The sequence below is a fragment of the Ruegeria sp. CH2 genome (genome assembly GCF_056537065.1).
In genome coordinates this window covers 461,507-486,017 of record NZ_JBQFQV010000001.1, presented here as the reverse complement: position 1 = coordinate 486,017, position 24,511 = coordinate 461,507, and the positions used below count along the sequence as shown (strand labels likewise).

Sequence of the window (24,511 nt, the reverse complement as noted above, 5' to 3'; positions counted from 1 at the left end):
CAATGCATCTGGATGCTTTGAGAACACTGGCTCAGACGACAAGTGACCGTCGTATCCTTGACCTGTTTGCGGCAGATGCAAACCGGGCCGAAGTATTTTCAGCCTCAACCGGGGATGTGGTATTCGACTATTCAAAAACACAGATCGATGATGTGGTGCGATCCGCGCTCATTCAATTGTGTGCAGAGGCTGGTCTTGCGTCTCGGCGTGATGCGATGTTCGCGGGCGAGAAGATCAACGAGACCGAAGGGCGCGCGGTGTTGCACACGGCCTTGCGCAACCTTGATGGCGGGCCGGTTGAAGTGGACGGTCAGGACGTTATGCCCGAGGTTCTGGATACGCTGCAACGGATGCGCGTGTTCGCGGAAGAGGTGCGCGGCGGCGCTATCGCTGGGGCGGGGGGCAACTTTACCGATGTGGTCAATATCGGCATCGGCGGGTCAGACCTCGGCCCTGTCATGGCCACTTTGGCGCTGGCACCTTATCACGATGGACCACGGGTGCATTACGTCTCGAACGTGGATGGGGCGCATATCGCGGATACGTTGCGGCAGCTTGACCCGATGCGTACGCTGGTCATTGTCGCCTCAAAAACCTTCACCACAATCGAAACGATGACCAATGCACGCACCGCCCGCGCGTGGATGTCCGAAGGCGGGGGCGATCCGTCGCGCCAGTTTGCCGCCGTTTCCAGCGCTTTGGACAAGACGAAAGCCTTCGGTATTCCCGAGGCGCATGTCTTCGGATTCGCCGATTGGGTCGGTGGGCGTTATTCGGTTTGGGGTCCGGTCGGCTTGCCGGTCATGATTGCAGTTGGTTCAAACGCATTTGACGCGTTATTACGCGGCGGGCAGGCGATGGACCTGCATTTCCGCTCGGCTGACTGGGATGAAAACATGCCTGTGATGCTGGCATTGGTTGGCATCTGGCATCGTCAGGTTCTGGGGCATACCAGCCGTGCGGTGCTGCCTTATGACCAGCGGCTTTTGCGCCTGCCCGCATATTTCCAGCAGTTGGAAATGGAATCGAATGGCAAATCCGTGGCGATGGATGGCTCAACCCTCGCCATGCCTTCAGGTCCTGTCGTCTGGGGTGAGCCGGGCACCAATGGACAACACGCGTTTTATCAGCTGATCCATCAGGGTACTGATGTCATTCCCTGCGAATTCATGGTTGCGGCCGAGGGGCATGAACCCGAACTGACCCATCACCACCGTCTGCTTTTGGCCAATTGTCTGGCGCAGTCCGAGGCCCTGATGCGTGGCCGTTCGTTCGAAGAAGCGCGTCAGCGTATGGCGCAGCAGGGGTATCTGGGGGATGAACTGGATCGACAGGCCCGGCACCGGGTTTTCCCCGGCAATCGTCCCTCGACAACATTGATTTACCCCAAACTCACACCGTTTGTGTTGGGTCAGATTATTGCGCTTTATGAACACCGGGTGTTTGTCGAAGGCGTGTTGCTGGGCATCAACTCTTTCGACCAGTGGGGGGTTGAGCTGGGCAAGGAACTGGCCAATTCGCTTGGCCCCATCGTGGATGGCGAAGAAAGCGCCGAGGGCAAGGATGGGTCGACCGCAGCATTGGTCGCCTACGCGCTGAAACACCGGGATTAGGCGACGGGATGTATTCCGCTACCGGTGTGGGTTGCATTCTTTTATTGTCAGACAATTAAATGATTGGCAGGGTTCCTTATAGGAAACGGCTGGACTGACGTGACGGGGAACACACCTGCCTGTCTGTGCCAGACGGAACAGGCAGGGGCCAGGCAAGGCCCCGCCCATGACGGGAGGATGTCCATGCTGGGACAGATGATGACACAGCCTTTGCTGATTTCGTCGCTGATTGATCACGCACAGCGTTACCACGGTCAGACCGAGATTTTCTCGGTCGAAACGGATGGATCAGTGACAGAAACCAATTGGTCCGAGATAGCCGTGAACGCCCGGCGTTTGGCGTCGGCCCTGACGCAGCTGGGTCTGGAGCCGCAGGACAGGGTCGGGACGCTGGCCTGGAATAATCGTCGCCATCTGGAGATCTATTATGCCACCTCGGGTGCGGGATATGTCTGTCACACGGTCAATCCGAGGCTTTTTCCTGAACAACTGACGTATATCATCAACCATGCTCAGGATCGGGTGTTGTTCTTTGATGCAACCTTCGTCCCGCTGGTTGCCGCTTTGCACGGTGCGCTGACGGATGTTCGCCATTTTGTTCTGATGGGCCCTCGCAATGATGACGCTGCAGCAAAGATACCCGACCTGAAATTTTATAACGAGCTGATCGAAACCGGTGACGCGGCCTTTGATTGGCCTGAGCTGGATGAAAACACCGCGTCAGGGCTGTGTTACACGTCGGGTACAACCGGCCATCCCAAGGGGGTTCTTTATTCCCACAGATCGACGGTCCTGCACAGTTTCGCGTCGAATACGCGCGACGTGATCGGCTTTTCGGCGATGGATGTCGTGATGCCCGTCGTTCCTATGTTCCACGTTAATGCATGGGGCTCGCCTTATGCCTGCGCCATGTCCGGATCGCGACTGGTTTTACCCGGCCCGGATTTGCATGGCGAGGCGCTGGTCAATCTGATCGACACCTATGGCGTGACGCTGGCCATGGGGGTGCCTACAATCTGGCAGGGACTGTTGGCGCATGCAGCCAAATGCGGGACGAGTTTGAAAAGCCTCGAACGGACCGTGATTGGAGGTGCCGCTTGCCCACCTTCGATGATGGAGACTTTCCGGAATAAATATGACGTCGATACGGTACATGCGTGGGGAATGAGCGAGATGAGCCCGCTTGGTACGGCCAACTACCCATTGGCCAAACATCTGGTGCTGCCGCTTGAAGAACAACACCTTATCCGTCTGAGTCAGGGTCGGCCACCGTTTGGGGTTGAACTGAAAATCGTGGATGATGACGGCAAAGATCTGCCACATGACGGTGAAACGCAGGGCGATCTGATGGTGCGGGGGCATTGGGTACTGGACAGCTATTTCCTGATGCAGGATCAGGATCTGTTGCAAGACGGTTGGTTCGCCACAGGCGATGTCGCAACGCTGGACACCGATGGTTACATGACCATTCGTGACCGATCCAAGGACATCATCAAGTCCGGAGGGGAGTGGATCAGCTCGGTCGAACTTGAAAACATCGCTGTTGCGCATCCGAAACTGGCAACTGCCGCCGTGGTCGGTGTTCCGCATCCGAAATGGGACGAACGCCCCTTGCTAGTTGCAGTAAGGGCTGATGGCGAGAATCCAAGCGAAAAGGAACTTCTGGCCTTTTTCGAAGGGAAAATTGCCAAATGGCAGATTCCGGACAAGGTTGTTTTTGTTGACGCGCTGCCGCTGAACGCAACCGGAAAGGTGCTGAAACGCAACCTGCGTGCAGATTTCAAGGATGCCCTTGCGGGGTGAGATGTGATCTAGCGGGGTAAATTGGCTCCGGCGGTAGGGATCGAACCTACGACCAATTGATTAACAGTCAACTGCTCTACCGCTGAGCTACGCCGGAACGGTCCGCGCCGTATAGCAACCGGAGTATCCGGCGTCCAGAGGGCGGATATTATTTTTTCAACGAAAAGCCCCAGAATACCGATGTGGTTTCTGACCCTGACAAAAGGTTGAATATTGGGAAGTTTTGGCTCCGGCGGTAGGGATCGAACCTACGACCAATTGATTAACAGTCAACTGCTCTACCGCTGAGCTACGCCGGAACTGAGGGGCGTATAACAATCCGGATTCCCGGCGTCCAGAGGGTAAGCGCATCAACCACAAAAATTTTTGGCGGTATTAAGAAACTCTGCGAAAAACCGCTGTGGCAGATAGTTCGCCGAGCGGTGACACCTGTTTTTTTCCCGTCAGATCAACGAGGTGGGCAAAAACATTCCGCTCCGCGGCTGACAGCAGTGTCGCGGGTGTGTCGGTGTAGATACGTTCGGCCAGGTGCCGCGCCGATCCGTCTGCTTCCTCGAGCGCGGACAGAATCTGGGCTTCGCGGTTTTGCCTGTGCCGGATCAGCCAATCCAATCGCGCGGCGGGGTCTGTAATCGGTGCACCGTGGCCCGCGTGAAAAACGGACCAATCGCGCGCGCGCAGGCGGTGGCAGGCCGTCATGAAATCGGTCAGGTCTCCGTCCGGTGGCGACACCAGCGAACTGGCCCATCCCATCACATGGTCGGCGGTGAAACAGGTATCCTGCCATGCCAGGGCAATGTGGTTTCCCAGATGCCCCGGAGTGTGAATAACCTCAAGCTGCCAGTCATCGCCAAAGATGACCTCACCATCCGCAACCTCGATATCCGGACGAAACGCGGTGTCGATGCCTTCGCCACCTCCGGCCAACCCACGCGCTGCAAGGGTCGCCATAACAGCGCTGCGACCGGATTCGGGACCACCAAACGCATAGATCGCAGCTCCCGTTCGCGCGGCAAGGGGTGCTGCCAAGGGTGAGTGATCCAGATGTGTGTGCGTGACGACTATGTGGCTGATTCTCTGGCCAGGTCGCAGTTCACTCAGGATCGCGTTCAAATGCTCTTCGCTTGCGGGGCCGGGATCAATGACGGCAATGTCACGATCGCCCAGCAGATAGGTGTTGGTGCCGCGATAGGTCATCGGTGACGGGTTGGGGGCCAGAATGCGCCGAAGACCCGGTTGCAATTCTGTCGCAACACCCGAAGGCGGATTGAATTCGTCAGGTGCCTGCATTCTGTGCTCTTCCTCTTGTACGGGCAGCCCGCTAGGTTTAGCGCATGTCCACGCACTGGCTCAAACCCTATATGCCACGCAGCCTTTACGCCCGGGCAGCATTGATTCTGGTTCTTCCTGTGATCGTGCTGCTTCTGGTCGTTGGAGTTGCTTTTCTTCAAAAGCATCTGGAAGATGTCACTGACCAGATGACGCGCGCAGCCTCAAGGGAAGTGATGCTGATCACCACCATGATGGATGGGGCCGAGACGCAGCACCAGGCATTGGCCGAAGTGCGCCCGGATCTTCTGGCGCTGGAAATGCAGGCCAGATTTCTGCCAGCCAACGAAACTCCCAAAATTGACCGTCCACGGTGGTACGACTTCATAGCACCGCAGGTCGAGGCCGAACTTCGCACAAGGTTGCCAGAGCTGAGTGCTGTAGCGTTGCCAAGCAGCCGCGAAGCGCGTCTGTACCTGGATACACATCTGGGGGTGCTGGAACTGACGTTTGACCGGCGCAGATTGTCGCCAGCGGCGCCGCATCAGTTGATCGTGACGATGCTGTTTTTCGCGATCATAATGACCTCGATTTCATTTCTGTACATGCGAAACCAGTTGCGCCCCATCACACGGCTGGCCAATGCGGCGCAGGCGTTTGGACGAGGGCGGAGCGTACCATATTCACCGGGCGGTGCCATCGAAGTACGCGCGGCGGGGAATGCGTTTTTGGATATGCGGTCACGGATCGAACGTCAGATCGAACAACGGACGCTGATGTTATCAGGCGTAAGCCATGATCTGCGCACGCCTTTGACGCGCCTGAAGCTAGGACTGGCCATGCTGCCCGAGGATGAGGCACGACCTTTGCTACAGGATGTAAAGGAAATGCAGTCCTTGGTTGATGCATTCCTCGAATTTTCGCGCGGGGCGTCCGAAGGATCGCCCGAGGAAATCAATCCGGCGGAATTTGTTCGACAGATTGTGGATGACGCCAATCGGGCAGGGCATCGGGCCGAGTTGGTCACTGTCGAGGGTGAGGGAACGGCAATGCTGCGCCCTATGGCTGTTCGTCGGGCCGTTGAAAACCTGATCGGCAACGCTGTGCGCTACGGCAGCCGTGCTGAGGTCAGCCTATCGCTGAACGCCAAGTCGATGCGCATCCGTGTCGAAGATGATGGCCCTGGAATTCCCGCAGAGCAGCGCACAGAGGCGGTCAAACCCTTTACGCGGCTCGACCCAGCGCGCAATCAGAATCAGGGTAGTGGCGTGGGTTTGGGGTTGGCGATCGTGGCGGACGTTGCGCGCGCACATGGTGGCACTTTGCGATTGGCCAAAAGTGAACGCCTGGGCGGTTTGTGCGCGGATATAATTATTGGACGGTAAACGCCTGACACCTTTGCCGCTCCAAACCTGCGCCAATATGACGATATTCTGAGCCGAGGCGCTGGATTACTCGCGAAATGATTTCGGAGTTTTTAGCAAGACCTGTCATCCCACGGCGATTAAACCGAAAGCGAAAATCGATGAACTGAATAAATGCGTCTGATTTCCAAGCGTATGTGGACAGGGTACGCAAGACGTGACGAACGCTTGAGGTCATAAATACAAACAAAACCAGTAGGATGGGCGGGGTGTTCAAGGCGCGTGGCGGTGATTTGGTAGGCCCGGAGGGACTTGAACCCCCAACCAAAGCGTTATGAGCGCTCTGCTCTAACCAATTGAGCTACAGGCCCGCCTAGGCGCATTGCGTATCACGGTGAACAGCCGCGTCAAGCCTGACCGTTGCAACAAACGCCACAATCGAATAACCCGCCCGCAAAGCATTCAAAAGGAACTGGCCATGACAGCGGGCAAGAACGGAATCACCTATGCCGATGCAGGCGTGGATATTGACGCGGGCAATGCTCTGGTTGACCGGATCAAGCCCGCAGCAAAGCGAACCAACCGCCCCGGCGTGATGAGCGGTCTGGGCGGTTTCGGCGCATTGTTCGATCTGAAGGCTGCCGGGTATCAGGATCCCATTCTGGTTGGTGCCACGGACGGGGTTGGTACAAAACTGCGAATTGCGATCGATACCGGCGTCGTGGATGGGGTTGGCATCGATCTGGTGGCCATGTGTGTCAATGACCTGATCTGTCAGGGGGCCGAGCCCCTGTTTTTTCTCGACTATTTCGCGACAGGCAAGTTGGACACAGATACAGCCGCGCGGATCATTGAAGGAATTGCCGAAGGCTGTGCACAATCCGGTTGTGCTCTGATTGGTGGCGAAACTGCCGAGATGCCCGGCATGTACCCTGATGGCGATTTCGATCTGGCCGGATTCTCGGTCGGGGCAATGGAACGCGGTGCCGATCTGCCTTCGGGGGTGCAGGCGGGGGATGTGCTGCTTGGTCTGGCCTCGAACGGAGTGCATTCCAACGGATACTCACTGGTACGAAAACTCGTCGAACTGTCTGGGCTGGGCTGGGAAGCACCGTGCCCCTTTGGTGAAAGTTCGTTGGGCGAGGCGCTGCTTACACCGACGCGCCTTTATGTCAAACCGGCCCTGTCCGCGATCCGCGAAGGTGGCGTTCACGCACTGGCCCATATCACCGGTGGCGGTCTGACCGAGAACCTGCCGCGCGTATTGCCGGAAGGGTTGGGGGCCCAGATTGATCTGGACAGCTGGCAATTGCCGTCTGTTTTCAGCTGGATGGCGCAGATTGGCGGTATCGCGGAAGCCGAGATGCTCAAGACCTTCAACTGTGGCATCGGTCTGATCATGGTGTGCGATCCTGATAAGGCCGATCAGCTTTCGACCTTGCTGGCCGAGGCTGGCGAGACCGTGTCGCGGATCGGTACGGTCACCGAAACGCCCGGAGTTGCCTATTCGGGCAAACTGCTGTGAACCACAAGCGCGTCGCGATCCTGATTTCTGGGGGCGGGTCCAACATGGTGTCGCTTGTCGACAGCATGACCGGTGATCACCCGGCGCGGCCCTGTTTGGTCCTGTCCAACGATGCGCAGGCGGGTGGGCTGAAAAAAGCTGCGGACCGTGGCATTCCGACCGCAGTGGTCGATCACCGGCCATTCAAGGGCAATCGCGCAGCCTTTGAGGCTGAGTTGCTAAAGCCTTTGGAAGACGCGCGGCCGGATATTGTCTGTCTGGCCGGGTTCATGCGGGTCCTGACCGCGGATTTCGTAACGCGCTTTCAGGGGCGAATGCTGAACATCCACCCCTCATTGCTGCCCAAATACAAGGGGTTACATACCCACGCCCGCGCAATTGAAGCGGGTGATGCGAAACATGGCTGCTCGGTCCATGAGGTGACGGCGGCGCTGGATGATGGCCCAATTCTGGGTCAGGCACGGGTGGATATCGAACCAGCGGATACCTCGGAAACTCTGGCTTCAAAAGTTCTGATCCGGGAACATGAACTTTATCCAGCGGTGCTGCGCCGCTTTGCCGAAGGCAACAGGTCACCCGTTCTCATGCAGTGAGGTTCCGAGGGTGATTTACACTCGCCTGAAAATCGTCCTATGGTCGTCGGTATCGCTTGGGGGCGAGGGAAATTACGGGCACTCACAAGAGCAAGAGCAAAACTAGTACGGCGCATGAAAACTCTGACGACGACGCAAGAACTGGCTGATTTCTGCAAGGCGGCCGCAAGCTATCCATATATCACAGTCGATACCGAGTTTCTGCGCGAGCGGACCTATTATTCGAAACTGTGCCTCGTGCAACTGGCGCTTCCCTCTGATGATGAAGACAGCGCGGTTCTGGTTGATCCGCTGGTTGATGGCCTGTCTCTCGAACCGCTGTATGAGCTTTTCCGAAACGAGAACGTGGTCAAGGTGTTCCACGCCGCGCGTCAGGATCTTGAGATTTTCTGGGTCGAGGCCGGTGTGTTCCCCAACCCGTTGTTCGATACGCAGGTTGCTGCGATGGTCTGCGGGTTTGGCGAGCAAGTCGGCTATGAGACACTGGTGCGGAAAATCTGCAAACAGGGCGTCGACAAGACGTCGCGGTTTACCGATTGGTCCCGTCGTCCTTTGACGGAGGCGCAGAAAACATATGCATTGGCGGATGTGACGCATCTTCGCAAGATCTACGAATATCTTGCTGCGGAACTCAAAAAGACGATGCGCAGCCACTGGGTGGCTGAAGAGCTGCGTACGCTGACGGAGCCTGCCACGTATGACATTCGCCCCGAAGAGGCGTGGAAGCGGGTCAAAACGCGAACGAATTCGGCCAAGTTCCTGGCTGTTGTACGCGAGCTGGCGCAGTTCCGTGAAAGGTATGCGCAGGAAAATAACGTACCGCGCAACCGGGTCTTCAAGGATGACGCCTTGATCGAACTGGCGTCGACCAAGCCCAAGACAATCGCCGATCTCGGTGGATCGCGCCTTTTGTTGCGCGAGGCACGCAAAGGTCCGATTGCCGAAGGTATTCTTGCTGCGGTGACGAAGGGCACAAATTGTCCGCAGGAAAACCTGCCGAAGATCGACAATTCCCGTGACAACCTGAAGGTCAACCCGGCTTTGGCCGACTTGCTTCGGGTTCTGCTGAAATCCAAAACCGAAAGTTCGGGCGTTGCGGCCAAGCTGATCGCAACAAGTTCCGAGTTGGACCAGATTGCCGCGGGCGAGCGAGAATTGCCCGCGATGTCAGGTTGGCGTTACGAAGTCTTTGGTGAAGACGCGTTGAAACTGTGCGAGGGGAAAATCGCGCTGGCGGCCAAAGGGCAGGCGGTCAAGGTCGTCTCACTTTAACGGCGATTACCGCCGCCGCGATTCCAAGGTGTTCTGTTGCCCGACGACGCGGATCAGGCGAATGCCTTCAAGATCCTGAGTCGAGACATTTATTGCATCCGACACCATTCTTGTGCGTTCAGATCCTTGTGGGGTCTCTGAGTTGGGGTAGTTCACGCGAAATACAAATTCCAGAATCCCCTTTTCTTTGTTTTCTTCTGAATTAACCGAAACCAAGCGTGCGTTATAGGCACCCTGCCGAAGCGCGGTGCCAGAGGAATAAATGATCGCGCCTGACGGTATTGGCTCGATCCGCAGCTCATCGATTTTGGCGATTGGAACACTGGTGTCTTCGGCATCTGGGCGCGAAAACAGGCCGCTTCCCTCTCTTGCCTTGGGAACCAACGCATCGGCGGCATTTGGGTCCGGCGGTGTTTCAGACTTCACAGACTTGCTGGAGCCAAACCAGTTTGACGGATTCACCCGCGAGTCGCGCCAGCTGCCGCAGGCAGTCAGGGTCAGCATGGCGATGATAAGAACGGACAGAGACTTTTGCATGGACCCACTGCTTTTCACACGAATTCAGACAATGGGTTAGCGTATATTCTTCGCGTTGAAAAGCCACAGCTGGGGCTGGACAGCAGGTGGTCGTCGGCATAGGTCACATTGTGATTTCAACGAAAGGATCACTGCGCCATGGCCACGCCTGCCTTTGAAGACATTGTCGAGGATTTCGAGTTTCTCGAAGACTGGGAAGACCGGTATCGCCATGTCATCGAACAGGGCAAGGCGATGGAGCCTTTGGATGACGCGTTGAAAGTTCCGGCGACAAAGGTTCACGGCTGCGCCAGTCAGGTCTGGCTGCACCCGATGATCGAAGCAGGCGTGTTCAAGTTTGATGGCGACAGTGATGCACTGATCGTTCGCGGGCTGATCGCCGTGCTTCGGTCCCTATACAACGGGCTGCCGGTGTCCGAGGTGCCTCAGGTCGATGCGGCAGCGGAACTGGCCCGATTGGGCTTGAACGATCATCTGTCAGCGCAGCGGTCCAATGGTCTGCGGGCCATGATTGAACGCATCCGCCAGGTCGCGCAGGAAAACGCCTGAGGTCACTCGGGGCGGTTTGCCCAGTCTGACAAAGTGGTTTCCAGATCGCCGTAGCCGGTGAAACGCCGTTCGAACGCCAATCCCATGCGGTCCGCGCATTCCCGTGCGCGTTCGGTCAGTTTCGGATCGTCGATCTGGGCCTGATAAATCAGTTTGGTGTAATTGCCGAAATACATGTCCCGCAGTTCCGGGTGGCGATCCAGACCCAGTGGTTTCCAGACAAATGCGTCGAACTGGCGGGCCAGAAAATCAGTCAGGTAGAAGGCAGTTGTTTCGTCCTCGCCGCGTTCCTGAAAGGCCTGATTGCCTTCGAAGAACGAATAGCAATGAGGGCCTTTTATCATCTCGACGCCCAGTTTATCGCAAGCGGATTGCAGCAGACCTCCGGTTCCGCAATCGGCGTAAACCACATAGATTTTTTCGAACCTGTCGCGGTGTTTGGCCACGCTGTCTTCAACTGCTTGGGTGATCCGTTCCGGGTGAACATGCAGGATTGCAGGCAGGCAGGTCAGCGCCATGTGATCCCAGCCGTTGCGCGTTTTGATATCCAGAATTTCGCGCGCAAGCGCCCCACAGGCGATCAGCAGGATGCTTGCGTTTTCCACGCCGTCATAGCCTTTGGTCGTCAGGCTTGCATCATCTGGTAACGTATCGCTTGGCATGGATCGGCATCCTTATGGGCTCATGGCACAAGAGAATGAAAACAGCTTGCAGGCAAGCCTTCTTCCGACATCTCGTGTCAGGCTGCCGACGTTCGTGTTTCGAATGCCGATAACAGAGGCCAAGCGGGCGGGCCGTAGGCGACAGTACCTTGCTTTGATATCTCGGGGAACAAGGACAGGATCTCTTGTCGGGCTGACTGTTCAAGGGCGTTCCAGCTTTGGGCACCGGGATGAAAGCTCTCGCTCAGGCAGCCTTCCGACCAGAGCAGCTCATGCTGATCAAACAGAATGTGAATGTAGGTTACGACCCCGCCGGGTTTGAGGATGATGTCATGTCCGTTGATCAGGTGTTTGGCGGGGGCCAGTGCTTCGTTTTGGCCGGTATGCAGTTCCAGGCGCCAGCTCTGGATCAGCATCCTGTGTTGCTGCGACACCAGCAGATCGCGGGTGTTCCCAAGCGCGCCTGCCTTGAACAGGACCGGCGCGAACACGCCAACCGCCTGAACCCGCCGCTGCCCGACCCAGCGCACCGTTTGAAACCCGTGATCAAGGGTTTCCACCCAGTCGCCGGGGCGCAGCGTTTCCACTGGGCGTTCCCCTTTGCGGGTTCTGATCAGCGTGCCAGAGGTAAAGCAGGGGACCAGGTCCCAGTCTTCACGGCTGGACACCATGCCTGAATATCGATTGCCAGCAAGGCTGTTGAAGGTGATCGAATGTATAGGCCCCGCTTCCAGAGCGGCTTGATCTGCATTGGCCGAGAACTCAGGCACCAAATATGTGTTGCCATCCACATCCTGCGCGACAACGGCAGTAATGTTTGCACTTGTGCCGTCGAAAAAAATGACGGTGGCGTGGTACACTGATGTGCCATCAAAGGTTTGCGGCGCGCCGCCGTCGATCGAAAACCGATCATTGGCAGATATGTTGTTCATGTCATAGGCAGAGCCGGAGTTTCCAACCACGTTCCACGTCACGCTGTTATGCGCCAACGGCGCGTCCGCGTGACCGAAGGTTTGCCCAACCAGGGCAGAGGCGTTTTCGGCGACATTGTTGCCCTCGGCGATATCGATATCGGCAAGTTTGCCCAACGAAATGGCTGTGAAAGACTGCGGCACGGAACCCCCGAAACTTGGACGTTTCGGTTTTTAACCGCACTTTCGTTTACAAACGGATAAACGATACACCTCATGAAGGGGCGGAGCGCTAAAACGAAAAAGACCGCCCGAAACGGGCGGCCTTTTAAGAAAAACCTTAAAGGTCTTAGCCAGCCAGTTGGTTGTGCTTGCGGCCCACGAAATCCTTGGCGGTTTCCACTGCAACCGCAGCGTCACGGCAGTAGGCGTCTGCACCGATGGCTTTGCCGAACTCTTCGTTCAGCGGCGCGCCACCGACCAGAACAATATAATCGTCGCGCACGCCCTGTTCGACCAGGGTGTCGATAACGACTTTCATGTAGGGCATCGTGGTGGTCAGCAGGGCGGACATACCCAAAATGTCGGGCTGTTCCGTTTCCAGTGCTTCCAGGTAATTCTCGACCGGGTTGTTGATTCCCAGATCGACAACCTCGAATCCTGCACCTTCCATCATCATCGACACAAGGTTCTTGCCGATATCGTGGATGTCACCCTTCACGGTGCCGATGACCATCTTGCCAACACGCGGAGCACCGGTTTCGGCCAGCAGCGGCTTGAGGATCGACATGCCGCCTTTCATCGCGTTGGCTGCCAGCAGAACCTCGGGAACGAACAGAATGCCGTCGCGGAAGTCATGGCCCACAATGGTCATGCCGCCAACCAGAGCTTTGGTCAGGATGTCATACGGCGTCCATCCGCGTTCCAGCAGGATATTGGTGCCTTCTTCGATCTCTTCTTTCAATCCGTCATAGAGATCGTCGAACATCTGATCGACCAGTTCGTCATCATTCAGTTCGGACAGGACGATATCTTCTTCGTCGGACATGGGGTATTCCCTGTGCTGGGCGGGCCATCGGCCCGTGGTGGCATTTTTTCCGTTTTGGCCAAAACGTCGCATTCTGACTGTGACGATTGCGACGTTGGTCGTTTCGGGACCGACCTATATGCCAAAAATGGCACCGGCTCGATTGAAAAGTCTGCAATATTATCCTGTTTATTTTTCATCAATGCTTCCCGGTTTCTTCGCGGTGCTGGCTTGCACAGGATTCGTTTCAGGCTTATCGTGAGATAGGAACAAAAAGGGAACATATGTGCCGTGAGCATCGGGCATATCATCAAAGCAAGGGGGGTGACGTCCAATACGACCGGGCGGTTTGAACGGTTTGCAACGCAGGCTGTTGATGACGGGTGGGACATCGATGAAGACTTGCCGCCCTTGCGAACCGAGACGCGGGATGAGGTGGCGCGCAGTGCTATCACCTATAACCGTTCACCTGATTTGCCTTTTGATCGTTCGATCAACCCATATCGGGGGTGTGAGCATGGCTGTGTCTATTGTTTCGCCAGACCAAGCCATGCCTATCTGGGCTTGTCCGCAGGACTGGATTTCGAAACCCGCCTTATTGCGCGCCCCAACATGAGCATCGTTCTGCGCAAGGAACTGTCGGCAAAGTCCTACAAGGTCGCCACGCTCGCGATCGGGACAAACACTGACCCTTACCAGCCCATCGAAAAAAACCGCCTGATTACAAGGTCGTGCCTTGAGGTCTTGCAAGAATTCAACCACCCGGTCGCAATCGTGACCAAAGGAACATTGATCGAGCGTGATCTGGATATTCTGGCTGACATGGCCAGCCGGGGATTGGCGCGGGTTGGTATATCGCTCACCACGCTGGATGCAGGTCTGTCCCGGCGGATGGAGCCTCGCGCACCGTCTCCGGCGCGTCGGTTGCAGACGATCAGAGCGTTGACCGATGCGGGCGTTCCGGTTCGCGTGATGACCTCGCCTATTGTGCCTGGGCTGACAGATCATGAGTTGGAGAGCCTGTTGGACGCTGGAAAAGAGGCGGGCGCAGATGCGGCAAGCTGGATCATGTTGCGATTGCCCCGCGAAGTCTCTCATCTTTGGCAGGACTGGCTGGCAGAGCACGAACCCGCCCGTGCAGAAAAGGTCATGTCCAAGCTGCGTGAAATGCATGGCGGGCGCGACTATGATCCGCGCTGGGGGCACAGGATGCGGGGTGAGGGGGAATACGCCGAGCTCATCGCCCTGAGGTTTGCTAAAACCTGCAAAAGACTGGGGCTTTCGATCAAATCCGCTCCGTTAAGATGCGGCCTGTTTGCAGTTCCGCCGCAACCCGGGGATCAAATGAGCTTGTTCTGAAACCAAATGCCGAACCGTCCGCTGCTTCAGTAACGAAAGCAAAAGACCCCGGTTTAACCGGGGCCTTCTGGATTGATTGCGAACCCTAATGGCTCAGCGGTTTTCGATGTCCACGTAGTCGCGCAGTGTCTCACCCAGATACAGCTGACGCGGACGGCCGATTTTGTTCTGTGGATCTTCAATCATCTCTTTCCACTGGCTAACCCAGCCAACGGTCCGTGAAAGTGCGAAGATTGGTGTGAACATTGAGGTCGGGAAACCCATCGCCTCGAGGATGATACCCGAATAGAAGTCAACGTTCGGGAACAGCTTTTTGTCGGCGAAATACGGGTCTTCCAGCGCTTCGCGTTCCAGCTCTTTAGCGACCTGCAGTTTCGGGTTGTCTTCAATGCCCAGAAGATCCAGAACCTCGTCGGCCGACTGCTTCATCACCTTGGCCCGTGGGTCAAAGTTTTTGTACACGCGGTGGCCAAAGCCCATCAGGCGGAACGGGTCGTTCTTGTCTTTGGCGCGGGCGATGAATTCGGGAATGCGATCAACGGTACCGATCTCTTCCAACATCTCCAGACATGCCTGGTTGGCGCCACCATGGGACGGTCCCCACAAGCAAGCAATGCCGGCGGCGATGCATGCAAACGGATTTGCGCCCGATGACGATGCCAAACGCACGGTAGACGTTGACGCATTTTGCTCGTGGTCCGCGTGAAGCGTGAAGATACGGTCCATCGCGCGGCTGAGGATCGGGTTGACCTCATATTCTTCGGCGGGAACGCTGAAACACATGCGCAGGAAGTTCGACGCATAGTCCAAGTCATTGCGCGGATACACGAAGGGCTGCCCTGTGTGGTATTTGAAAGCCCATGCTGCGATTGTCGGCATTTTGGCGATCAGGCGATGCGAGGCGACCTCGCGCTGGTGCGGGTCCGCGATATCGGTCGAATCGTGATAGAAGGCCGACATCGCACCGACAACACCGACCATGATGGCCATCGGGTGCGCGTCGCGGCGGAAACCACGGTAGAAATACTGCATCTGCTCATGCAGCATCGTGTGGCGGGTGATTGTGGTTTCGAATTTCTCCAGATCTTTTGCGACCGGCAACTCTCCGTAGAGCAGAAGGTAGCAGACCTCAAGAAAGTGCGATTTTTCGGCCAGTTGGTCGATTGGATAGCCGCGGTGCAGCAACTCGCCTTTTTCACCATCGATAAAGGTTATGGTGCTGTCGCAGCTTGCTGTCGAAGTGAAACCGGGGTCATAGGTGAATACACCTGCCTGACCGTAAAGCTTTCGAATATCAATGACATCCGGACCGGCGGTCGGGGAATGAACCGGCAACTCATACTCTTTGCCGTGAACGGTCAGAGTGGCTGTCTTGTTGCTGTCAGTCATGGGTATCCCTTCTTCATTCATGCGCACGCCAAAGGAACCTCGGGCAGTGCGGGCAACGACTGCGCGCTTTCGCGCAGTCCGGGTGTTAGCGGAGCAGCGTTACCCGTTTATGAAATTCGGGTTACTTCGCTGCTTCTGAAAGCCGCGCCAGGGTTTCATCCCGTCCCAGCACAAGCATCATGTCAAAAACCGAAGGCGTGACGGCCCGACCAGCCAACGCGGCCCTGAGCGGGCCAGCCAGCTTGCCGAACGTGAGCTCCTTTGACTCGGCAAAGGAATTCAGGGTCTCCTCCAGTTCGTTCCGAGACCAGCTAGCATTTTGCAGCTGCGGCGTCAATTCTCCCAGTATACCGTCGGATACAGATGCCAGCGCCTTTGCCGCTTTCCCGTCGGGAACAATCGGGCGACCTGCCAGAACAAAATGAGCCTTTTCAAGGAGTTCAGGAAAAGTCCGTGCCCGATCCTTGAGGCAATACATCGCACGTTCCAAATCACTGGATTGTGAATCTGTCAGGGGCGGTAAAGCGGCTGCGGCCAAGTACGCTTCGATTTCACGCCGCAGCGCAGCATCATCAGAGATGGCGATGTGTTGACCACACAGGTTTTCCAATTTTTTCAGATCAAACCGGGCAGGGCTTTTGCCGATGCCGTTCAGATCAAACCAGTCCTTTGCCTGTGCATCCGTAAAGAATTCATCGTCACCATGACTCCAGCCCAAGCGGGCCAGATAGTTGCGCATTCCAGCGGCGGGATAGCCCATGGCCTGGTATTCCTGCGCGCCAAGCGCGCCATGGCGTTTGGACAGTTTCTTACCGTCTGGCCCGTGGATCAGCGGAATATGGGCCCAGACCGGAACATCCCAGCCCATCGCCTCGTAAATCATCATCTGGCGCGCCGCGTTATTGAGGTGATCGTCGCCGCGAATGACATGGGTAACACCCATATCATGATCGTCGACCACCACCGCCAGCATGTAGACCGGTGTCCCGTCGGAACGCAGCAAAACCATGTCATCCAGTTGGTCGTTGCGAATGGTCACGTTGCCCTGAACCTGATCGCGGATCACTGTTGTGCCGTCCTGCGGAGCCTTGATGCGAACGACAAATGGCAGGTCGGGATGTGCTGAAGGATCAGCGTCACGCCAGGGGCTGCGGAACAGGGTCGACTTGCCCTCGGCCCGTGCCTGTTCCCGAAAGGCGGCAATTTCGTGCTGCGTCGAGAAGCATTTATATGCCTTTCCCTCGGCCAGAAGCTGGTGCGCGACTTCAGCATGCCGGGCAGCTCCTTCGAACTGGCTGATTACATCGCCATCATGATCCAGTCCAAGCCATTCCATGCCCTGAAGGATCGCGGCGGTCGCCTCGGGGGTCGAGCGTTCCCGGTCGGTGTCTTCGATCCGCAGCAGGAACTTTCCACCACGTCCGCGGGCGTAAAGCCAATTGAACAATGCGGTGCGCGCGCCGCCGATGTGCAGAAAACCTGTGGGCGAGGGGGCAAAACGTGTGACGACCTGTTCGGACATGTTGAGGATTAACCTTTTGGTAACCGTATCTGGCATAGTTTGACGCCTGTCTAACGAGCCCGAAGGACGGGGGCAACCATGCGTGTTCTTGCACGGGTCGAGGCCGCGCTGCTGCACCAGACAGGGTATCTGTTTCCGTGGACACCAGTGATGCTGGCAACGGGGATCGGTCTCTATTTTGGTGCCCGGAGCGAGCCCGGCTGGCCGGTATACGCAGGTCTGTCTTGCTTGTTCCTGGCTCTTGTCGTCCTGAGCCGCCGACTGCCACCGGGGGTGGGAACGTTAGCGACCGGGGGGGCGCTGATTGCGGTCGGTTTCATACTGGCAGGCACTCGCGCCCATATGGTGGCAGAACCGGTTCTGTCCTGGCGGTACTATGGCCCTGTCGAGGGGAGGGTCGTCGCCATGGATCGGTCTGCCTCGGATGCGTTGCGGTTGACGCTCGATCAGGTGCGCGTAGGGGACGTGCCGCAGGAGCGCAGGCCGCAACGCATCCGTCTTTCTGTTCATGGCGCAACAGGACCTTTTGCACCTGGGCAACGGATCATGACCACAGCACATCTTTCGCCGCCGCAGGGCCCGGTTGAACCTGGCGGGTTCGATTTTCGTCGCCATGCCTGGTTTCAGGGGCTGGGTGCAGTCGGGTATACCCGCGTTCCTGTTTTGACGATTGCGCCAGCCAAAGACGGTATTGGCGGTGTTCGGATTACCGCAATCCGAATGGCGATATCGCGGCGAGTGAAACAAATCCTGCCCGGAGAAATCGGTGGGTTTGCTGCTGCCGTCACCACAGGTGATCGCAGTGGTATGGGGCAAGAGACTCTCTTGTCCCTGCGCGCGTCGAACCTGGCGCATTTGCTTGCCATTTCCGGGCTTCACATGGGGTTACTGACGGGTTTCGTTTTTGTGGCCTGTCGCATTGGTTTGTCACTGATCCCCTACGTGGCATTGAGGCTACCTGTTCGAAAAGTTGCGGCTGTGTTCGCGCTGATCGCGGCAACGCTTTATTTACTGCTATCCGGCGGGAATATTGCAACCGAACGCGCCTATGTCATGGTCAGTGTCATGCTGGGGGCCGTGTTGATCGACAGGCGTGCGATCTCGTTGCGTGCGGTTTCTGTTGCTGCGCTGATCGTTCTGGTTCTTTGGCCCGAGTCGCTGCTGAGCCCGGGGTTTCAGATGTCCTTTGCAGCAACGACAGCCTTGGTCGCCGTCTTCGGCGCATTGCAAAAGGTGGGTCCGTTACCGGGCCCGAATTGGTTAAAGCCGATTGCTGGCGTGGTTATGTCCTCGGCGATGGCCGGGCTTGCCACGGCCCCAATTGGCGCTGCGCATTTCAATACGATGTCTCACTATGGATTGCTGGCGAATCTGCTGTCCGTGCCCGTGATGGGCCTTGTTGTTGTACCTGCGGCAGTTGTCGCCGCACTGGCGGCCCCATTTGGGTTGGAGGCTTTTCCGCTGACCGTTATGGGCTGGGCGTTGCATTGGATCCTTGGGGTTTCAAACTGGGTGTCTCATCTGGGCGGTGCTCAGGGTTTTGTAGTCAGTCCGCCCTGGTATGTATTGCCACTTGTTGCTGTTGGGGCTTTGTGGCTGGCCTTGTGGCAAGGGCGCGCGCGTTGGTACGGGGTCGGGCCCGTCATTTTTTCATTTTTGCTTTGGAATTCGGGCCACAGGCCAGATGTTCTGATTGCAGAAAACGGAGGGTTGGTCGGTGTAATGACCCCTCAGGGCCGGGCCCTGAGTAAAAGCAAAGGCAGTGGGTTTGTTGCCAGAGTCTGGCTGGAGAATGACGGTGACGGCGCGGATCAGATCGCGGCAGCAGGCAGATGGCCGGATAGCAGCACCGTTCAGCGGTACACTTATCAGGACAAGGAAATTATCCATATCTCGGGCAAAAGGGCTGCGCGCAAGTTTGACGAATGCGAAGGCAACCAGATCATTGTTTCGACGGTCGCGCTGCCCCTTGCGGGTGCGTGCGCCGTCTTCGATCCGGATGATCTGAGCGAAACCGGCAGCCTGTCATTGTCGGACGGAAAACTGACTTCTAGCGCAGAACTGACAGGCCAACGGCTCTGGTCCCCGAAGCCCGCCGGGGACCGTCGTTTGAAGCAGGATTAATAGGTGCGGATCAGACCGACTAGGCGACCCTGAACCTTGACCATTTCTTCGGGAAGAACGCGCGTCTCATAAGCCGGGTTGGCCGCTTCGAGTGCAATAGCGTTGCCGCGGCGGAAAAAGCGTTTCAGCGTCGCTTCCTGATCTTCTACCAGTGCAACCACGATATCACCGTTATCAGCAGTCGCGGTTTCGCGGATGACGACCACATCCCCGTCATTGATGCCCGCGTCGATCATCGAGTCGCCGCGAACCTCTAGCGCATAGTGCTGGCCTTTTCCGGAAACCATGGGGCCGGGGACCGCTACGTGATGGGACACATGGCTGATCGCCTCAATGGGGACACCCGCCGCGATCCGACCCATCACCGGCAATTCCAGCGCATCCACCGCAACCGGCTCAATATTGGTCGGGCGGGGGCCCTTGGGCCTGTCACCCTCGATCACGCGGGGTGAAAAACCGGCAGTTGGTTCGCCGCCAAGGCTTTCGGGAAGTTTCACAATTTCAATCGCGCGGGCACGATGCGCGAGGCGACGAATAAAGCCACGTTCCTCCAGTGCAGTGATAAGCCTGTGGATGCCGGATTTCGACCGCAGGTCAAGCGCGGCCTTCATTTCATCGAAACTGGGCGGAACACCGTCCGCCTGCACGCGTTTTTGGATGAATTTCAACAAATCCAATTGCTTCTTGGTCAGCATTGCTCACACCTCGTCGCTCATGCGTTTTCTTTTGTTCTACGCATGTTCACGTTTTGTGTCAATGAATTTGGGAGAAGTTCAGATCGGCAGGTACTGAACCGTTTCCCCGGTCTTGCGGGCGGGATCGTTCGGGGGACGGACCAAAAGGGCGTTTGCCTGCGCCAGAACGCTAAGGAGAGAGCTGTCCTGATCTGCACAGGCCCGGATACCCGTTTCGCCCAGAACCGCGCGCATGTAATGCTCGCGCGGGCCGTTTTCTGTCAGTGGTTCGGTCAAGCGGGCAGACCGAAAGGGTGGCAGAACCAATTCCAGCCCCAGCATCCGGCGCACCATCGGGGCAAGGAACAGATAGCCACAGACCATCGCGCTGACCGGGTTCCCAGGAAGTCCGACCATCGCGGTGCCACCCATGCGACCAGCCATCAGGGGTTTTCCGGGGCGCATTCGGATCTTGTAGAAAGACCGATCCATCCCCAAACCCTGCGATACATCAGACACAAGGTCGTAGTCACCAACCGACGCACCGCCAATCGTCACGACGAGATCGGCCCCTCGCGCCAGATCAAACGCAGTCTCAAGCGATGAAACCGTGTCCCGTGCAATCGGAAGGACACGAACCACAGCACCGAGCCCCTCAAGCAATGCCCGCAATCCAAACGTGTTCGACGCGACAATCTGGTCCGGTCCCGGTTCTTCGCCGGGCATGACAAGTTCGTCGCCGGTCGAGATCAGGGCAATCACGGGTTTTCCAGAAACCGGGACCTGCGCGATATTCATCGCAGCCATCAGGGCAACGTCTTCGGCGCGGATCATACGCGGTGCCGTGATGGGCGCGCCTGCCATGAAATCCACACCGGCAGGGCGGATGTTTGTTTTGGGGCCGGGGTCGTCTGTGATCGTGATCAGATCGCCACGCCGGTCGGTATCTTCCTGAATCACAACGAAGTCTGAGCCCTCGGGAACCGGAGCGCCGGTAAAGATACGTACGGCCTGACCGGGGCCTACTGAGCCGTCGAAACGACGGCCCGCGGCGGATTCTCCCACCACTTTGAACATGGCATGAAGCTCGACTTCGTCGGCTTTGACGGCGTAGCCATCCATCGATGATGCGGCAAATGGCGGCTGGTCGCGCGTTGCCACAACCTCGTGTGACAGAACACGTCCCGCAGACTGGGCCAGTGGAACCTGTTCCGAAGGTAGAGGGCTGACAAGATCGAACAGCAGGGCGCGCGCTTCTTCGACAGTAATCATTTCGCCTCGTAACGTCCTGATTTTCCGCCGTCTTTGAGGCTTACATGAATGCCGCCAATTTCCATCGCTTTGTCGACGGCTTTGGTCATATCGTACACAGTCAAGGCTGCGGTGGAAACGGCGGTCAGGGCCTCCATTTCAACTCCGGTTTGACCTGACGTCTTGACTGTCGCTTCGATCTGAACACCCGGCAGATCCGGGTCGAGGGTCAGTTCAACGGCAACCTTGGTCACTGGCAAAGGATGGCAGAGCGGGATCAGATCCGGCGTCTTCTTTGCACCCATGATACCGGCCAGGCGGGCAACGCCCAAAACATCGCCCTTTGCTGCGCGTTGTTCTGAAATGATTCCATAGGTTTCCGGCGCCATTTTCACGTGACCTACAGCTACGGCTATGCGATCTGTGACCTCTTTGCCCGAGACGTCGACCATGTGCGCCTGACCTTGAGCATCGAAATGGGTCAGCGGCATCACATCACTCCGGGGATAAGCGGATTGGACAGGATGTGGCGGGTGGCCGCTTCGACATCGTCCTGGCGCATCAGGCTTTCGCCGATCAAAAAGCACCGGGCGCCATAGCGCGCAATATCCCGCAAATCTTCCGGGTTGCCCAACCCGCTTTCACACACGATAGTACGGTCTGCCGGTACCAGTTTGGACAGGCGTCGTGTTGTATCAAGAGTGGTCTCGAAGGTTTTGAGATTGCGGTTATTTATGCCAATCAATGGGCTTTTCAGTTGGGCTGCGCGTTCAAGCTCGGCTTCGTCGTGCACCTCAATCAGAACATCCATCTCCCAATCGAAAGCGGTTTGTTCCAACTCGGCTGCCTGATCATCGCTGACGGATGCCATGATGATCAGAATACAGTCGGCTTCCAAAGCACGTGCCTCAACCACCTGATAAGGGTCATAAATGAAATCTTTGCGCAAAGCGGGCAGAGATGTCGCGTTACGCGCTTGTGTCAGATATTCCTTGGCACCCTGAAAGCTGGGCGTGTCGGTGAGCACGGATAAACACGCAGCACCGCCTTCTTCATATGCCTTAGCCAAGGCAGGCGGATCAAAATCAAGCCGGATCAAACCCTTGGAGGGACTGGCTTTCTTGACCTCAGCGATCAGGCCGTAACCTTGCCGGGACGCAGCTTGAAGCGCTGCGGCAAACCCGCGGGTTTCCGAAGCGGCACGTGCTTCACTTTCCAGCGTTTCCAAGGACTTCTGAGCCTTGTCTGCTGCGATTTCTTCCAGTTTGTAGGCTTTGATCTTGTCCAGAACGGTTTCGGTCATGCGGCCTCCTGAGTCTTGGCGGCCAAGGCCGTAATTTTGTTTTTGGCTTCACCGCTGTCGATGCTCTCGGCGGCCATGGCCACACCTTCGCGCAGATCACTTGCCGCATCAGCGACAACCAATGCCGCGGCAGAGTTCAGCAACACTGCGTCACGATACGCGGACGGGGCGCCGTCCAGCAGCGCACGAAATGCGATGGCGTTCTCTTCAGGGGTTCCGCCGAGGATGTCTTCGAAAGGGTGCACAGGCAGGCCAGCATCCTCGGGGTGCAGCTCGACCTCTTTGATCACGTCATCTTCCAAAGCGGCGACCCAGCTGATACCGGTGATCGTCAACTCGTCTGTCCCGTCCGATCCGTGTACCAGCCACGCGCGGTCTGACCCCAGCAAGCCTAGTGTTTCAGCCATGGGGCGGATCAGCTCGCGGCTAAAGGCACCCGTCAGTTGCCGTTTGACACCGGCAGGGTTGGTCAGCGGGCCCAGGATATTGAAAATCGTGCGCGTTCCCAGTTCCTGCCGCGAGGGCATAACATGCGCAATAGCCGGGTGATGCATCGGTGCCATCATGAAACCGATACCGACATCTTTCAGAGCACTTTCAACAACTTGTGGTCCAACCATAACGTTGATACCCATTTGCCCCAGTGCATCCGCTGCGCCGGATTTGGAGCTTAGGTTGCGATTGCCGTGTTTTGCGACTGTCACGCCAGCACCTGCGACGACAAATGCAGTCGCGGTCGAGATGTTCAGGGTGCCTTTCCCGTCTCCGCCCGTGCCAACGATGTCGATCGCCCCTTCGGGCGCCCGCACGGCATTGCACTTGGCGCGCATCACAGCCGCGGCCGCGGCATATTCATCAACCGTTTCCCCCCTTGTACGCATGGCCATCAACAGCCCGCCAATCTGGCTTGGCGTGGCTTCGCCGTTGAACAGGATGCCAAAGGCGGTCTCGGCCTCTTTACGGGTCAGCGGACGATCGGCGGCTGCTCCGATCAACGGTTTCAGCGCGTCGCTCATGCGGGGACTTTCAGTTCTTGCAGGAAGTTCTTGAGAAGGGCGTGACCATGCTCGGAAGCAATCGATTCAGGGTGGAACTGAACACCGTGAATAGGCAGTTCCTTGTGTTGCAGCCCCATGATCGTGCCGTCTTCCAGCTCGGCTGTGATCTCAAGACAGTCGGGCAGCGTCTCACGCTCGACCACCAGCGAATGGTAGCGTGTGGCTTCAAAGGGCGATGGAAGGCCAGCAAAGACGCCTTTTCCGGTGTGGTGCATGATGCCCATTTTGCCGTGCACAATTTCGTGGCACCGAACCACCTTGCCACCGAACGCCTGTCCAATGGTCTGATGCCCAAGACAAACCCCCAAAAGGGGTGTTTTGGTCTCGGCCGCCGCTTCGGTCAGAGCCAGACAGATGCCCGCCTGATCTGGGTCGCAGGGGCCGGGACTTAGCAGGATCCCAGCCGGGTTCATGGCCATTGCTTCTTGCACATCCAGCGCATCATTGCGGCGAATGACCATTTCGGCACCAAGTTCGCCCAAATAATGTACCAAATTGTAGGTAAACGAGTCGTAGTTGTCGATCAGCAGCAGCATATGGGCACTTATCTTCGCTTGGGCATTTCGGGCTGGCGATGCAACCCCGGGCCACGGTATAATGTCCGCACATACATGCTCAGGCTTGGACGGCAGCGTCAAGAGGACATACGGTTTCTGACGCCTCCAATTGACCGAGCGCCACACCAGATGGCGCAGAGCAGGGCGAG

General features: G+C 57.2%; 23 protein-coding genes and 3 tRNA genes. 10 read left to right on the top strand and 16 right to left on the bottom strand.

All coding sequences use genetic code 11. From position 1 onward, the window contains the following. Positions 1–2 precede the first annotated feature (2 nt). Complete coding sequence (pgi, locus tag ACR0M9_RS02405; protein ID WP_480772761.1) at positions 3–1,613, top strand: glucose-6-phosphate isomerase; 1,611 nt, start codon at positions 3–5, stop codon at positions 1,611–1,613. Between the two features lie 183 nt (positions 1,614–1,796). After that, positions 1,797–3,416, top strand: a complete 1,620-nt coding sequence (locus tag ACR0M9_RS02400) for a long-chain-fatty-acid--CoA ligase (RefSeq protein WP_480772760.1) — start codon at positions 1,797–1,799, stop codon at positions 3,414–3,416. 22 nt (positions 3,417–3,438) lie between these two features. Here ACR0M9_RS02400 and ACR0M9_RS02395 read toward each other — a convergent pair. From ACR0M9_RS02395 to ACR0M9_RS02385, 3 genes are all read right to left on the bottom strand, one after another. Beyond that, positions 3,439–3,513, bottom strand: a tRNA-Asn gene (locus ACR0M9_RS02395). Positions 3,514–3,640: 127 nt separating this feature from the next. Beyond that, a tRNA-Asn gene (locus tag ACR0M9_RS02390) sits at positions 3,641–3,715 on the bottom strand. 76 nt (positions 3,716–3,791) lie between these two features. Further along, positions 3,792–4,706, bottom strand: coding sequence for an MBL fold metallo-hydrolase (locus tag ACR0M9_RS02385; protein WP_480772759.1), 915 nt, complete (start codon positions 4,704–4,706; stop codon positions 3,792–3,794). Positions 4,707–4,750: 44 nt separating this feature from the next. On the opposite strand from ACR0M9_RS02385, the gene ACR0M9_RS02380 reads away from it, so the two are divergent. Beyond that, on the top strand, positions 4,751–6,070 hold the full coding sequence (locus tag ACR0M9_RS02380) for an ATP-binding protein (RefSeq protein ID WP_480772758.1): 1,320 nt from the start codon (positions 4,751–4,753) through the stop codon (positions 6,068–6,070). Between the two features lie 273 nt (positions 6,071–6,343). Here ACR0M9_RS02380 and ACR0M9_RS02375 read toward each other — a convergent pair. After that, positions 6,344–6,420 (bottom strand) — tRNA-Ile (locus tag ACR0M9_RS02375). Positions 6,421–6,527: 107 nt separating this feature from the next. Here ACR0M9_RS02375 and purM point away from each other — a divergent pair. From purM to rnd, 3 genes are all read left to right on the top strand, one after another. Beyond that, on the top strand, positions 6,528–7,574 hold the full coding sequence (gene purM, locus ACR0M9_RS02370; RefSeq protein WP_480772757.1) for a phosphoribosylformylglycinamidine cyclo-ligase: 1,047 nt from the start codon (positions 6,528–6,530) through the stop codon (positions 7,572–7,574). Then, positions 7,571–8,167 carry a phosphoribosylglycinamide formyltransferase gene (gene purN, locus ACR0M9_RS02365; protein WP_480564576.1) on the top strand — a complete coding sequence of 199 codons (597 nt, stop codon included), beginning with the start codon at positions 7,571–7,573 and terminating at the stop codon, positions 8,165–8,167. Before purM ends, purN begins: the two co-directional genes overlap by 4 nt. A gap of 114 nt (positions 8,168–8,281) precedes the next feature. After that, entirely contained in the window at positions 8,282–9,439 is a 1,158-nt protein-coding gene (gene rnd / locus ACR0M9_RS02360; RefSeq protein ID WP_480772756.1) for a ribonuclease D, read from the top strand. 6 nt (positions 9,440–9,445) lie between these two features. On the opposite strand, the gene ACR0M9_RS02355 is transcribed toward rnd, so the two are convergent. After that, positions 9,446–9,976, bottom strand: a complete 531-nt coding sequence (locus ACR0M9_RS02355; RefSeq protein ID WP_480564582.1) for a hypothetical protein — start codon at positions 9,974–9,976, stop codon at positions 9,446–9,448. Positions 9,977–10,114: 138 nt separating this feature from the next. Here ACR0M9_RS02355 and ACR0M9_RS02350 point away from each other — a divergent pair, with 138 nt between their 5' ends. After that, positions 10,115–10,525: a SufE family protein gene (locus tag ACR0M9_RS02350; RefSeq protein ID WP_267367543.1), complete on the top strand. Its 411-nt coding sequence runs from the start codon at positions 10,115–10,117 to the stop codon at positions 10,523–10,525. 2 nt (positions 10,526–10,527) lie between these two features. On the opposite strand, the gene ACR0M9_RS02345 is transcribed toward ACR0M9_RS02350, so the two are convergent. The 3 genes from ACR0M9_RS02345 to ACR0M9_RS02335 form a co-directional block, all read right to left on the bottom strand. Continuing rightward, a complete protein-coding gene (locus ACR0M9_RS02345) occupies positions 10,528–11,187 on the bottom strand; it encodes a DUF1638 domain-containing protein (RefSeq protein ID WP_480772755.1) in 660 nt (219 codons plus the stop codon). A 77-nt stretch (positions 11,188–11,264) separates the two neighbouring features. Next, positions 11,265–12,302: a Hint domain-containing protein gene (locus ACR0M9_RS02340; protein WP_480772754.1), complete on the bottom strand. Its 1,038-nt coding sequence runs from the start codon at positions 12,300–12,302 to the stop codon at positions 11,265–11,267. A 145-nt stretch (positions 12,303–12,447) separates the two neighbouring features. Beyond that, positions 12,448–13,146: a corrinoid protein gene (locus ACR0M9_RS02335; protein WP_209503809.1), complete on the bottom strand. Its 699-nt coding sequence runs from the start codon at positions 13,144–13,146 to the stop codon at positions 12,448–12,450. On the opposite strand from ACR0M9_RS02335, the gene ACR0M9_RS02330 reads away from it, so the two are divergent. Then, positions 13,145–13,387 carry a hypothetical protein gene (locus ACR0M9_RS02330; RefSeq protein WP_480772753.1) on the top strand — a complete coding sequence of 81 codons (243 nt, stop codon included), beginning with the start codon at positions 13,145–13,147 and terminating at the stop codon, positions 13,385–13,387. The two genes, ACR0M9_RS02335 and ACR0M9_RS02330, sit on opposite strands and share 2 nt — an antisense overlap. Before the next feature lie 29 nt (positions 13,388–13,416). Next, positions 13,417–14,484 carry a PA0069 family radical SAM protein gene (locus ACR0M9_RS02325; protein ID WP_480493089.1) on the top strand — a complete coding sequence of 356 codons (1,068 nt, stop codon included), beginning with the start codon at positions 13,417–13,419 and terminating at the stop codon, positions 14,482–14,484. A gap of 93 nt (positions 14,485–14,577) precedes the next feature. Here the strand turns inward: ACR0M9_RS02325 and gltA are convergent, their stop codons facing one another. Further along, entirely contained in the window at positions 14,578–15,873 is a 1,296-nt protein-coding gene (gene gltA / locus ACR0M9_RS02320; RefSeq protein WP_480485519.1) for a citrate synthase, read from the bottom strand. A gap of 121 nt (positions 15,874–15,994) precedes the next feature. Then, on the bottom strand, positions 15,995–17,395 hold the full coding sequence (gene gltX / locus ACR0M9_RS02315) for a glutamate--tRNA ligase (RefSeq protein WP_480481665.1): 1,401 nt from the start codon (positions 17,393–17,395) through the stop codon (positions 15,995–15,997). Between the two features lie 78 nt (positions 17,396–17,473). Between gltX and ACR0M9_RS02310 the strand changes: the two genes are divergently transcribed. Beyond that, the gene (locus tag ACR0M9_RS02310; RefSeq protein WP_480772752.1) at positions 17,474–19,519 is read left to right on the top strand and encodes a ComEC/Rec2 family competence protein; all 2,046 of its coding nucleotides are present in this window, start codon (positions 17,474–17,476) and stop codon (positions 19,517–19,519) included. Here the strand turns inward: ACR0M9_RS02310 and lexA are convergent. The 6 genes from lexA to ACR0M9_RS02280 all read right to left on the bottom strand — a co-directional run bounded on the left by lexA (position 19,516) and on the right by ACR0M9_RS02280 (position 24,341). Continuing rightward, the gene (lexA, locus tag ACR0M9_RS02305) at positions 19,516–20,214 is read right to left on the bottom strand and encodes a transcriptional repressor LexA (protein ID WP_267364515.1); all 699 of its coding nucleotides are present in this window, start codon (positions 20,212–20,214) and stop codon (positions 19,516–19,518) included. The genes ACR0M9_RS02310 and lexA overlap by 4 nt on opposite strands. A gap of 78 nt (positions 20,215–20,292) precedes the next feature. Next, positions 20,293–21,465: a molybdopterin molybdotransferase MoeA gene (locus ACR0M9_RS02300; protein WP_480772751.1), complete on the bottom strand. Its 1,173-nt coding sequence runs from the start codon at positions 21,463–21,465 to the stop codon at positions 20,293–20,295. Then, positions 21,462–21,935 (bottom strand): cyclic pyranopterin monophosphate synthase MoaC, encoded by a 474-nt coding sequence (gene moaC, locus ACR0M9_RS02295; RefSeq protein ID WP_267364518.1) that lies wholly within the window; start codon positions 21,933–21,935, stop codon positions 21,462–21,464. The genes ACR0M9_RS02300 and moaC overlap by 4 nt, the downstream gene beginning before the upstream one ends. Continuing rightward, positions 21,935–22,747 (bottom strand): indole-3-glycerol phosphate synthase TrpC, encoded by an 813-nt coding sequence (trpC, locus tag ACR0M9_RS02290; protein ID WP_480480774.1) that lies wholly within the window; start codon positions 22,745–22,747, stop codon positions 21,935–21,937. Before trpC ends, moaC begins: the two co-directional genes overlap by 1 nt. Beyond that, complete coding sequence (gene trpD, locus ACR0M9_RS02285; RefSeq protein ID WP_480480776.1) at positions 22,744–23,763, bottom strand: anthranilate phosphoribosyltransferase; 1,020 nt, start codon at positions 23,761–23,763, stop codon at positions 22,744–22,746. The genes trpC and trpD overlap by 4 nt, the downstream gene beginning before the upstream one ends. Beyond that, positions 23,760–24,341, bottom strand: coding sequence for an anthranilate synthase component II (locus ACR0M9_RS02280; protein WP_480472961.1), 582 nt, complete (start codon positions 24,339–24,341; stop codon positions 23,760–23,762). The genes trpD and ACR0M9_RS02280 overlap by 4 nt, the downstream gene beginning before the upstream one ends. Positions 24,342–24,511 lie beyond the last annotated feature (170 nt).